At 47.0% G+C, this 12550-nt stretch carries 9 protein-coding genes; 5 read left to right on the top strand and 4 right to left on the bottom strand.

Translation table 11 applies throughout. The features are described 5' to 3' along the window. Positions 1 to 379 precede the first annotated feature (379 nt). Genes AC1DYT_RS25340 through AC1DYT_RS25330 form a run of 3 tightly spaced genes read right to left on the bottom strand, consistent with a single transcriptional unit; the run spans position 380 to position 1607 of the window. Positions 380 to 922, bottom strand: a complete 543-nt coding sequence (locus AC1DYT_RS25340) for an SRPBCC family protein (protein WP_477472285.1) — start codon at positions 920 to 922, stop codon at positions 380 to 382. A gap of 33 nt (positions 923 to 955) precedes the next feature. Continuing rightward, complete coding sequence (locus tag AC1DYT_RS25335; protein ID WP_477472284.1) at positions 956 to 1363, bottom strand: VOC family protein; 408 nt, start codon at positions 1361 to 1363, stop codon at positions 956 to 958. Positions 1364 to 1397: 34 nt separating this feature from the next. Then, positions 1398 to 1607 carry a hypothetical protein gene (locus tag AC1DYT_RS25330; RefSeq protein WP_477472283.1) on the bottom strand — a complete coding sequence of 70 codons (210 nt, stop codon included), beginning with the start codon at positions 1605 to 1607 and terminating at the stop codon, positions 1398 to 1400. Between the two features lie 110 nt (positions 1608 to 1717). Between AC1DYT_RS25330 and AC1DYT_RS25325 the strand changes: the two genes are divergently transcribed. The 4 genes from AC1DYT_RS25325 to AC1DYT_RS25310 all read left to right on the top strand — a co-directional run bounded on the left by AC1DYT_RS25325 (position 1718) and on the right by AC1DYT_RS25310 (position 5781). Beyond that, positions 1718 to 2704, top strand: coding sequence for a GlxA family transcriptional regulator (locus AC1DYT_RS25325; protein ID WP_477472282.1), 987 nt, complete (start codon positions 1718 to 1720; stop codon positions 2702 to 2704). Positions 2705 to 2787: 83 nt separating this feature from the next. Then, complete coding sequence (locus AC1DYT_RS25320) at positions 2788 to 4614, top strand: tetratricopeptide repeat-containing sensor histidine kinase (RefSeq protein WP_477472281.1); 1827 nt, start codon at positions 2788 to 2790, stop codon at positions 4612 to 4614. 85 nt (positions 4615 to 4699) lie between these two features. Beyond that, positions 4700 to 5341, top strand: a complete 642-nt coding sequence (locus AC1DYT_RS25315) for a DUF47 domain-containing protein (RefSeq protein ID WP_477472280.1) — start codon at positions 4700 to 4702, stop codon at positions 5339 to 5341. Between the two features lie 113 nt (positions 5342 to 5454). Then, positions 5455 to 5781, top strand: coding sequence for a hypothetical protein (locus AC1DYT_RS25310; RefSeq protein ID WP_477472279.1), 327 nt, complete (start codon positions 5455 to 5457; stop codon positions 5779 to 5781). A 6-nt stretch (positions 5782 to 5787) separates the two neighbouring features. On the opposite strand, the gene AC1DYT_RS25305 is transcribed toward AC1DYT_RS25310, so the two are convergent. Then, complete coding sequence (locus AC1DYT_RS25305; protein WP_477472278.1) at positions 5788 to 7275, bottom strand: gliding motility-associated C-terminal domain-containing protein; 1488 nt, start codon at positions 7273 to 7275, stop codon at positions 5788 to 5790. A gap of 500 nt (positions 7276 to 7775) precedes the next feature. On the opposite strand from AC1DYT_RS25305, the gene AC1DYT_RS25300 reads away from it, so the two are divergent. Then, a complete protein-coding gene (locus tag AC1DYT_RS25300; protein WP_477472277.1) occupies positions 7776 to 12518 on the top strand; it encodes a cadherin-like beta sandwich domain-containing protein in 4743 nt (1580 codons plus the stop codon). Positions 12519 to 12550: the final 32 nt, after the last annotated feature.

Below are 12550 nucleotides of genomic sequence, written 5' to 3'. Positions count from 1 at the left end.
ATTAGGATGCTTTTGTCAGCGTAAACAGGCCTGGAAAAAGCTGGAAAGTTATAGCTAAACTCTGCGCAAAAGCTGGAAAAAGCTGGAAATTTTTCTGCGCCCAAAAACGCAGCGATTAGCTATAAACCGCCTTTCCATGCAAATTTAGTCGTTTTTGCTATTTGACGGAAAAAGCCAAAAAAGGGCCAAAAAAGGCAAGCAAAACTCCGAAAAGCTCGGAAAAACTCGGATTTTTTAAGGTTTTTTGGCGAATTTAAGCCTGTGAAAGAGCGAACAAACGGCATGTACACTTGTCCGGGGCCGGCTCAATTTCATCAGATTTGTTCAACATTTCTGTAAAATAAAACTGGACAAAAACCTGCGCAAAAACCTGTGTTTTTTACGGTTGGTTTTCGATGATTTGCTTCAGGTTTTGCAGGCTTTCGTTAAGGTCCTTCCCCAACATTTCGCCCATATCCATAAAAATCAGTATAGCGTTCATGGGGTAAGGCATTTTGCTGGCGAAACCCCATTTTACCACCGTGGTGTTATCTGTGGTAGGTTCGGTTATCATATATGAATCTGAAACCGCTGCAAATGGGCGTATAAAGGTTATCTGCACATCTATCCTTTGAGCATCCTCTATTTTGGTAATTACCTGTTCGCCCTGCCCGGCCTGTTTATCGCCATCCCAGGCGTAGGCAAAGCCTACGGTGCCGTCCTCGCCGCGATAGTCTTTGCGGGCCATGGGGTCGCGCATTACCCATTTATTGTAGTTATCCATGTTTTTAAGGTACTTAACATACCCAAAAACCTGCGATACCGGCTTATTTATGGTAATCTGCCGCTCCACAGCGTAGTCGTTTTTGGTAAAGGCTGCGGCCAACAATACAATAACTATTACCGCTATGATAATAGCTAAGATGATAAGGATAATGCTCATGATTAACAGGGGGCTTTATACGGGGAAAGGTAATTATTTTTCTGAACTAAAAACACCCCAGTTCACCCCAAATTTGTCTGTGAGGTTACCCATAGTGCCTGCAAAAAACTCCATTAAAGGGTGGGTAACTTTGCCGCCTTCGCTTAACTTATCAAAGATATTTTGCATCTCGGCTTTGGTATCGCAACTGACTATCAGCCGGACGTTGCCCGAGCCTATTGCCTGGTTATTGCCGGGCAAATCGGTGCCGTTCAGCGTAAATTCCGGGCTTTCCAGGCTGGCGTGCAGTATCTTATCTTGGTGCGAGGCCGGGAACATCTCTGCCATCGGCGATTCGCCCACTACCTGTAGCGCCAGTTCGCCGCCAATAATATCTTTGTAAAAGGTCATCGCTTCGCGACAGGTATCACTAAACCCGATGTATGCATTAACTTTTGGCATGACTTATAATTTTGGTTAAATAAATATATAGGTTTTAAATAAGTATTTCGCACTGGCAGCCGTTCTGCTTCAATAGTTCGATGACACCGTTGGGGCAGAAGGTATCGCCCTCAACCCGCAGCACGCGGTCGCAGTCTTCCAGGTCGAAGTTTACCCGACAAACTGAAAAACGCGCGGCAATCAAACCCATCAGCATACGCGACCGGCTCCAATCATCCACATCCGTTTTAAAAACTTCTATCATCAGTATGAGCTAACAATACAAAGGTGCAGCGCATCTGCCTAAGCTGCAGGGTGCTATTACGACATTATAAGGGGTTGATTGCGACGATGTTTCCACTTATTTTTGATACCATGAAACACATATCAATCCTTATACCGCAAGGCAATGTAAGCTTAAGCAATATCGAATCGACGTATAAGATGTTTACCGAGGTGAACAATGCCTTCGCCAGGATGAACAAAGCGCCGTTGTTTAAGATACAACTGGTTGGGTTAAGCAAGGAAACCACGCTAAGCAATGGCCTGTTTGTGATAAAGCCCGATTACACGCTGAGCGAAGTTATCAAAACAGATATGATCGTAATCCCTGCGGTACATGGCGATATGGCTAAAGTAGTAAGCGACAACCAGGATTTTATCCCCTGGATAATTAAACAATACAAAGGCGGTGCCGAGGTGGTATCCTTATGCATCGGTGCGTTCATACTGGCCTCGACCGGTTTGCTTAAAGGGCGCAACTGCACCACGCATTGGCTGGCGGCCGCAGAGTTCAGGACCATGTTCCCTGATGTTAACCTGATGCCCTATAAGATCATCACCGATGAGGGCGGCATTTATACCAGCGGTGGTGCATACTCATCACTCAATTTACTGCTTTACCTCATCGAAAAACTCTCGGGCCGCGATATGGCCATCACCTCCTCTAAAATGTTCGAAATCGATATTGAGCGCAACAGTCAATCGTTGTTCATCATCTTCCATGGGCAAAAAAGCCATGACGATGATGCCATCAAAAGAGCCCAGGAGTTTATAGAGTTGAATTATCCCGAAAAAATAACGGTTGACCACCTGGCATCAACCCTGGCCATGAGCCGCCGCCACCTGGAACGCCGGTTCAAAAAGGCAACATCAAATACCGTTGTTGAATACCTGCAGCGTGTGCGCATCGAAGCTGCCAAGATGAGCCTGGAAACTCTGCGGGAGAACGTGAACGAGGTAATGTACAACGTGGGCTATACCGATACCAAGGCCTTCCGCGAAACCTTCAAGAAGATAACCGGTGTTTCGCCCGTGGAGTATCGAAACAAATACAGTAAAAACGCAGCGGCGACTGCGTAATAAATGTTAACCCCTTCTGCGTATTTCTATTTCATATTGAATAAATAACCTGTAATATTATCGGAAATTATATTTCCTGATAAATGCTGAAATTCTCGTTTAAAGGAGAGGCGCGGGCTGTAGTCATCGCGCTGGGATTCCTTTTTGTGCCTGTTTTTGGATATCCGCAGAATGCTGCGCAACCGAAGCCCTTGCCGCAGCTATTAGCCGAGCTGAAAAACCAGCCCGATAACCTTGCCCTTAAAATGGATGCCGCCAAGGCTTACCTAAAAAAAGGCGTTGCCGATACCGCCGAAACATTGTTGAACGAGGTTGCGCAGGCCGCCACACAAACCCACAACGACAAAGCTTACGTAAATTCGCAAATTACGCTGGGCCGCATGTATGCCGATAAGGGCGCAAACGTGCGTTCGCTGCAGATATACCAAAAGGCCCTTAAAAAAGCCGATGAAGTTGGCGACAAAAGCGCCACAGCACATATCTACAAAGGCATAGGCGCCTTATACATCAGCTGGAAAAAGTTCAACGATGCGTTGAGTTATTATAATAATGCTGAAAAAATAGCCCTGGATATTAATGAGGCCGAATTGGTGGCCGACTGCCAGAACAACAAGGGCATTGTGTATGAACAGCAACTAAAGTATAACGAAGCCATTGCTGCTTACAAAAACGCGCTCGATGTTTACACCAAACAAAACATCCCGGCAAAAATAGCCATGGCGCTAAGCAATGTGGCCATCGTTTATAAATTTCAGAAGAACTACGCCGCATCGCTCGATTATAATTTCAAGGCTATAGCCCTATCCTCAAAAACCGGCGACGAATGGATGATGGCCGCCACTTACAACAACATCGGCAGCCTTTACACCCAAATGGGCAACCAGCAAAAAGCACTGGAGTACTGCGATAAGAGCCTGCAGCTTGCCAAAAAGATAAACGCGCTCGAGATAATAGAAACCGCTTATGAAAGCATGGCCGATGCCTACGACAAAAACGGCGACTATCAAAATGCCCTGAAATACCACCGCTTATTCGCTACTGCTAAAGACCAGTTCATCAACCTGGATAATACCCGCCAGCTATCAGAGCTGAATATAAAATTCGAAACCGAACGGAAACAAAAGCTGATACAGCAGCAGCAGTTTGAAATTACACGCAAAAACTATTGGCTGTACGGCTCGGTATTGTTACTGGTGCTGGGCGCATTTGTGGCTTACCTCATCATACGCAATAACAAGCACAAGCAGGAAAAACGGTTGCAGGCAGAGGTATTTAAACAGCAGGAGATTGCCACAAAATCGCTTTTTGAGGGCGAGCAGAAGGAACGCATACGCATTGCCCGCGATTTGCACGATAGCATAGGCCAGATGTTATCGGTAGTAAAAATGAACATATCGGTGTTGCAATACCAGCATCCGGAAGAACCCGCAGCCAATAACGCGCTGGACCTGGTTGATAAAACCATAGCCGAAGTACGCCACATATCGCATAACCTGATACCCGAGGGTCTTAATTTTGGCCTGTTTGCCGCCTTGCAGGAGCTTTGCGACAAGGTAAACCTTGCCGGCGAAACCGAAGTTGCGCTTACCTTGCCCGATGAGGTACGCACCTACCAGTTTGCCCAGCCCAACCAGCTATCCATATACCGTATTGTGCAGGAGGTGCTGAATAATATGATAAAGCATGCAGGAGCGACGCTTATCGATATCGACATCGTAAAGAACCAGGACAACCTTACCCTGGCCATACGCGATAACGGGCAGGGCTTCGATACCGAAAAGATAAATCAATCAAAAGGCATCGGATGGAAGAACATTGCGGCCCGCGTAAACCTGTTAGATGGCAAGATGCAGGTGCATAGCGAACGCTTAAAAGGCACCCAAATAGAGATATTCATCCCCGGCGTGTAAAACTATGGCTATTTGTAAACATTAAACCTAAGATTAACATTAGCTTAATATCCATTTTTGTACGTTTGCTCAAATTCCACAATATATGGTTTCAGCGTTCCGTAAGTTATTCGTGCCCAAAGAAAAAGCTTTCTTCGATTTGTTCGACCAATCTTGCTCAATCAATGTGCAAATGGCAGAGTTGCTGTTCAAGATGGTAAGCAGCGAAGTTGCGGATCACCATCTGGAACTTAGTCAGATAAGCCGCCTTAAGCAAAACGGCAACGAAACCAAACATAAGGTCTACCTTGCTTCAGCAAAGGCTTTCGTATCGCCATTCGCACGCAGCGATATGTATGCGCTGGCTTCGTCCATCAATAACATTTGCGATTATATCCACATCTCATCCCGCAGGTTCAATTTGTTCCAGTCGGAATTAGCTACCCCTGCTATCAAAGAGCTATCCGGTATCATCATCGAAAGCTGCAAGGAGCTGCAAGCCGCCGTAACAGGCCTTAGCAATTTGAACAACTCGGATGAGATAAAAGAGAACTGCAATAAAATAAAACAATTGGAGCACTATGCCGACGTAGTTTCGGCGAAGGCGGTTAGCGCGGTAATGTCTACCGAAAAGAACTCCGTAGAACTTATTAAATACACCGAGATACTGGCCGCGCTGGAGCGTACTACCGACAAGTGCGAGCACGCTACCGTGGTGATAGAGAGCATCATCATCAAAAATAAATAGTTGTATATCAGGCCATAAAACCACCCAATGTTAACAACCCCGTGCGCGGTTAACATAATGATAACATGGAATTAACCTATTCTTCATCTATCTTTGCGGCATAATTTGCAGCTATGAAAAAAGATAAACTGAAATCACTGGTTAAATCAGCCAAAAAAAGCACAACCAAAACCATCCAGGCCTCTCTTACCGCTCAATTGAAAGATGCGGCCGAAAAACTGGGCGTAACATCTAAAAAAATCACCAAAGAGATAGAAAAAAGCGCTAAGACATTAGCCAAAAAACTTTCTGCCGAAATTAAGGTAGATAAAGTTGCTATTGCGGCCACCGCCGAAACCGCGACTGTTGCAGCACCGGCACCCGAGCCTGCAAAACCGGCAGCGCCGAAAGTGGCAAAAGCCGCACCAGCTAAGCCCAAAGCCGAAAAAGCAACCGTTTAAGTTTACTTACCTGATTATGGTAACCGCACCGGAGATAACTTTACCGGCCGCCAGGTTCACCAGGTAATAATATACCCCGCCGGGGCATGCCACGCCGCTATCATCTGCACCGGCCCACGCCCCGGCGTTCCCCATTGTATGGAACACCATTTGCCCGTTACGGTTGTAAATCTTTAGCCTTGCATCGGGATATGCCTGTTGCCCCGGGAAGGCCCAGGTATCGTTTACGCCATCGCCATTGGGTGTAAATACATTTGGGCTTGATGCCACCACCGGAACATTTATCTGCACCGCAACCGCTGCGGAGGTAACTGTATTTGATGCCGTGCAATCGGCATTGCTTATCAGCGTGCAGGTTGCCTGGTCGCCGTTTTTAAAGGCCGAGCTGGTGAATACCGCATTGCCCAAACCCGCTTCCGCTCCATTCACTTTCCACAGATACTGCGGGTTGGTTCCCCCATTTTTTATACTTGCTGTAAAGGTTATCGCCGTACCTATTGTGGCCACTGTAGTATTTGCTGCTATGCTTACCTCCGGCATAACCAGCGGGATGTGTTGCACCACAAAGGGCTGGCTTATGCCCACAGGCGACACCTGGCATATTTTGGCATTGCTTACCACGCTGCAGGTTACCATGTCGCCGTCTTTCAAAGTGGCGGAAGTAAACGTACTTGCCAAAGCCCCGGTAACAGCAGTATTGTTTACATACCATTGATAGGCGGGTGCATCGCCTGCGTTTACGGGTGTAGCGGTGAACCTTAGCGGCGTGCCTTCGCAGGGCTTGGCCGTGTTTAGCGCAAGGGTGACCTCGGGATTTTCTACCGGTATATCGTCTATAATAATCGGGGTGCTTTCTACTACTGGCGTGGTGATGCAGTTATCGCTGCTGGTCATTTCGCAGGTTACCCTATCCCCTTTTTTTAAGCCTGTGGGCGAAAATGGTGCGAGCGTTGTGCGGGGCGGGCCGGAGTTTAGGCCGTTCACTTTCCATTGATAACTCGGAAACTCGCCATTATAAGTTGGTGCCGCGTTAAAAACAGGGTCGGGATAGTCAGCACAAACAACATTGGAACGGGTAGAGATAACGATAAGCGGCACCTTAAGGTTAGTTATAGTTACCGAATTGGAGTTTACCACGCAACCGCCAACTGTAATTATCTTCACGTAATAGGTGCCGGCAACATCCCCGGTGTAGGTAAACGGTGCTGTTGTTTGTTTGGCCAGCGAGGTACCGTTTTCGAATATCCACTCTACCGAAGCTATGGGTTCGGTTGCCGTGGCGGTAAGCGTGCTGCCAATGCAGGTAGTGCCGGTTAAGTTGCCAATAACAGTGCAGCCGTTTATTTTTTTAGGTTTGTCTTTTTTTGTGGTATCGGTTAAGGTTAGAGCCGATGGAAATTTTGAGGCAAGAGGGCACCCCTTACCAGCGCTGCCCAACGCAGCATCGGCATAAAAAATCACTAAAAATAAAATAGCAGCAATGCCGTGCCTCACGTATCGGGTTAATTGGTATTGCTAAAAATAAGAATGTTTTTGAGATTTTAAGCCCCTTGTATCTGTGTTTTTCGGAGTTATTTCGGTGTTTTTACGCTTTTTTATGGTCTTTTCTCTATAGTCGTAAAAGGGCATCATTTACATGGAATGGCTGTTTTTGCTTAAATTCAGGTGCCCGAACTGATAAAAAATTTCCAGCTTTTTCTAATAAATGGCACCTGTTTAGCTATAAATTTCCAGAAAATTCCAGCTTTGCCAGCCGTGGTAATGGTATCCAAATGCCTTTTGTAAATCAATGCCACCGACGTTTAGCCCCAAGGGCCTTCTTGACTTTAGAGCGGCGTCACCAGCTTTCGCGGCCTTATTGCTTTGTCGTGGTTTTGTTACAATTCCATAGGGCAATATTTCGTTTCAGTAAATATTCTTTTTTTACCTTTACTTAACCGCTTACGGTTTCTTTACCAATTAGTTATAACCAAATGCCTTCAAAACCTAATCCTATGAAAAAGCTTTATTTCCCGGTTAACGCTCAAGTGCCTGCTAAATTATTATTTCGGCAGATGCTGATTTTGTTTGTGATGATTACGATAACTAACGCGCTGTTTGCACAAACGCCAAGCGTAAGTTACGGCAGCGGCGTGCATACATTTACGGTGGGCACACCTGTTACCCTTGCGCCTACCAGCAGCAACGTGTCACCGCAAGGTTACAGTACGCACAAGGATACAATAGCCACACAAGCTTATACAAATTACAGCTTTGTAATAGATGGTAAGGGTTACCTGTACCATGCAGAAGGTAAACTTGTGACAAAAACACCGATAACAGGGGGCAGCAGTATCTTATTGCGCACCAGCCCCCTCAACGTTACCAGGTTGATGCTTGACACAGCGGGGAACATATATACGGCTTCAGGGTCTGCAGAGAAAATCCCTGTAAGCGGGGGGGCTGTAAAAAACTACAACGTAGCTAGCAATGGTACGGTACCTGATTTAAAGGGGAACGTTTATTTTGAGGGTACGAGTTCTATCTACCGGCATAACGGATCTACCGTGATAAACATACTTAGCAAAGGAGTGGATTATAAACACCTGGTGCTTGATTTGGATGCAAATATGTATCTGGTTAACGCTACTGATGGTAAGCTTTACCAGGTAAAAGCGCAAAAGGCAACGCCTATCCTCATCAAATCGGGCTTTACCAGCCCTAACTGGATAGCCACAGATCCGGGTAACAATTTGTATATCGCCGGCAAAACCGTGGTAAGACAACTGGCACCCGACAGAAGTACGCTGACTACTTTAGTAAGCGGCCTTTCGCCTGGCACCAGTCTTTTACAAAGCGTTACCTTGGACCCCAAAGGAAATATGTACCTGGCCACTTCGGCAAACCCGGGCGTAAGCACTACCGTTTATTTACAGAAAATAGCGCCAACCGGCGGTTACCATATTGATAAAATATTGCCAGATGGCTTGCGTTTTGACAATAACACCGGCATCATCAGCGGTACACCGGTAAGTAGCTTCAAGGGGAATTTTACAGTATATGCTTATAATGCATCGGGCGCGGTAGATTCTGCCCTGATTACTATCAACATCCCTTCATCCAACGCAAATCTTGCAAATTTAGAAGTAAGGAATAATAAGTTGGGGCAAACATTCAATAAGGATTCGTTAAAGTATACCATTACTGTCACTAATAGCGGCGATGTTTATAGCTTTATTTATTTAGTACCAACGGTAAGCGACCCTAATGCCACCATTAAAGTAAATGGCGTACCTGTAGCATCGGGAGGCCTCGCCAGCTCAGTATTAGATGAGGCGGATAATATATTTAAAATTGAAGTAACCGCGCCAGATGGCGTTACAAAAAAAACTTATACGGTAGTTGCCCATCGCGCACAGGCAATGGCGGCAGCCCTGCATGTAACGTTTACACCAAATGTGTTTGCCGAATTTAGCCACAACGGTTCTTCTTATAGCTATACCGGGAATCCAAACTTCGACCAGGATACGATTAATATAAGGCCATCCGTTGGCGATCCGGGCGCTACCATCACCTATAACGGCACACCGATTACTCCATCAGCACCGTATTTTACAGCGCATTTAAGCATAGGCCAAAACATATATCCCATAGAAGTAACCTGGCCAAACGGCGAACACCGCACCTACAACATTTATTTACCGCGCAATCTACCGGAGGAACTCGAACTCACCAGTTTTACAGTAAGCAAGGGTGCACTAAGCCCTGCATTCCAGCAAAATACTTCCACATATGCAGATACCGTGGTGAATTCTGTAACCAATATTAATGTGAGCGCGGTGGCGGCAGATGCAGGTGCTACGCTAACCATTAACGGCACTACCGTTACTTCCGGTTCACCAACTGTTAATGTTGCTTTAGGTGTGGGCAACACATCTATTCCTGTTGTGATCACCAGTGGCTCGCTCAGCTTCACCCGCACCATTGTTGCAACCAGGCTCCCTGGACCAACCAGTAGCAGCCTGCAAAGCCTGTCATTAAACAATGTTGAAATCCCAGACTTTGACGCAGGGATACATCATTACAATGTTGACGTTAATTACAATATTGATACCGCCCGGGTAAAACCCGAATTATTTGACCCGGCAGCTACCGTCACAGTTAACGGGAATTCGGTAACGACCGGCGGTTTTATTGCCGTGCCTTTGGCGCATGGCGCAAATACCATAACCGTGGTAGTTACCACTCCCGGGGGTATCAGTACACAAACTTATGTGGTAACTGTAACCCGTGCTATATCCAGCAACAATTACCTGGAAAACCTAACGCTTAGCGAAGGCACCCCCTTAAACCCTTTGTTTACCACCGGAACGTATGTTTATAACAGCACGGTTGGCCCCAACGTTTCATCTCTGGATATAACGCCGACAGCCGAGGACCCGGAAGCAACTATAAAGGTTTACGCGGACGTGGTTGCCAGTGGCACCCCCCAAAACGTGACTTTAAATTATGGCTTAAACCAGGTGGATATAGAAGTGACCGCACCTAACGGCGATGTCCGCAATTACGCTATCAAAATCACCCGCCTTCCGGCTACTTCAAATAACAAGTTATACAACCTGGCTGTAAGCACCGGCGGCCTGTCGCCATACTTTAACCCCGTGGTGCATGATTACACTGCGCCTGTAGTAAGCAACCTCACCGCATCGTTGAACCTTACCGCTACGTTGGATGATATTGGCGCTTACCTAAAAGTGAACGGCAGCCCCGCAACATCCGGTTCGGCTGTTAGCGTACCGCTGAGCGTTGGCGATAATGCCATCGCGGTGACCGTACTGGCACCGGATAGCTCTGCCACTAATACCTACACCGTAAATGTGAAACGGGCCGCAGCAGGCGATGCAACCCTGGCAACGCAGCGTTTAGATACCAAATCGGTTATTACACCGCTATCCTCCGGCAGTTCGCTTAATACTTACAGTGCTACCGTAAGCGCAGGAACAACCAGCGTAAAATTATCGGCATTTACTACCGACCCATCGGCCACGCTCACCATAAATGGCATAGCAACCGCCAGCGGCGAAGAGTCGGCACCTATAGCCCTTAACCCAACTGGTACAACCACCATAACAACCGTGGTTACCGCGCCAAACAGCGCCACTAAAACCTACCAGGTGGCAATCAGCAAAACCGGCTCCAGCGATGCCAACCTGCTTTCGCAGGAACTGGATACCAAATCGGCGCTTACCAAAGTAGTTACTTCAACCGAGCTGAATACATATACGGCAACGGTAAGCATGGCAACCACCAGCGTTAAGCTAACTTCGGTGGCCAGCGATGCGGCAGCTACCATGACGGTTAACGGCACAACGGTAGCTTCGGGCGCGCAATCGGGCACTATCGCGCTTAACCCTACCGGCACAACGGTAATCACTACCGTGGTAACAGCACCAGATGGCACAACCACAAAAACTTACGAGATCACTATCAGCAAAACGGGCTCAGGAAACGCAAACCTCACTACTTTAAGGCTTAACACTAAGTCGTTGCTGATAAAGGGCATTACAACCGGTGCATTGAATACCTTTACGGCATCGGTAAACCCAACATTTACCAGCGTGGTACAAACGGCTATCGCCGATGATTCCACCTCCACTATTACCGTAAATGGCATGCCTGTTGTATCAGGTGCGCCATCGCCGCAAATTATGCTTAACAGCACCGGCACTACCGATATTACTACTATTGTTACCGCAGCAGGGGGTGCTACCAAAACCTATGTGATCACCATCAGCAAAGGGGGCTCTACCGATGCAAATCTGGTGTCGCAGGTATTAAGCACCAAACCAACGCTGGTTAAAGATAGTACAAGTACTGCGCTGAATACTTACACTACGTCGGTAAGCGCGGGCACTACCAACCTTACTTTAACCGTAATTGCCAGCGACCCGAATGCAAGCATCGAATTGAACGGCACATACACATTGGTTTCGGGCACGCCATCGCCGGCTATAACGCTAAACCCAACGGGCACCACTACTATAACAACCGTGGTAACGGCACCGCTTGGCAATACCAAAACCTATACCATCGTTGTCAGCAAAAACGGCAATAACAACGCCTTCCTGTCAACCATCAGCCTTGATAGGGGGCATTACACCAGCAACCCTGTCGGGACCGACTATTTCTACACGGTAAGCGCCGGCACAACCAGCGTAAGGCAAAAAGCAATTGCCGTAGATACAAACGCAGTGATTAGGGTAGATGGTGTAATAACGCCATCGGGCACTTCGGGCTTCCTGCCGTTAAACAGCAGCGGGCCAACTGTATTTACCACTGTAGTAACTGCCGAGGACGGGGTTACTACGCGCACTTACCACATCACTGTTACCAAAGCATCGTCGCTTATCGCCTCCACCAACAACACCTTTAAAACGGTGGGCATTGTTACTAAGGATGAAACTATAAACACCCACCCAGACATAGTGGTGCGCCAGGCGGTATCGCCAAACGGGGACGGTATAAACGATATGCTTACCATTGATGGCTTAGCGGCCTATCCGGATAATAAGGTAAGCATCATAGATAAAAGCGGTGCAATGGTGTACGAAATGAAGGGTTATGACGGTTCAAGGTCATTCGACGGGCATACCGGCAGTGGCAAAAAAATGCAGCCGGGCACTTATTTCTATTCGGTAGAATATCGGGACGAAAAAGGGCTGCAGCGCAAAACGGGTTATTTAGTGCTGAAGTATTAAAATCATATATCCTGTCATTAAAAACATATTTG

Source organism: Mucilaginibacter sp. P1_D10 (assembly GCF_056406215.1).
Note: the sequence above shows the minus strand (reverse complement) of the source record. Positions and strands in the feature narration are given on the sequence as shown.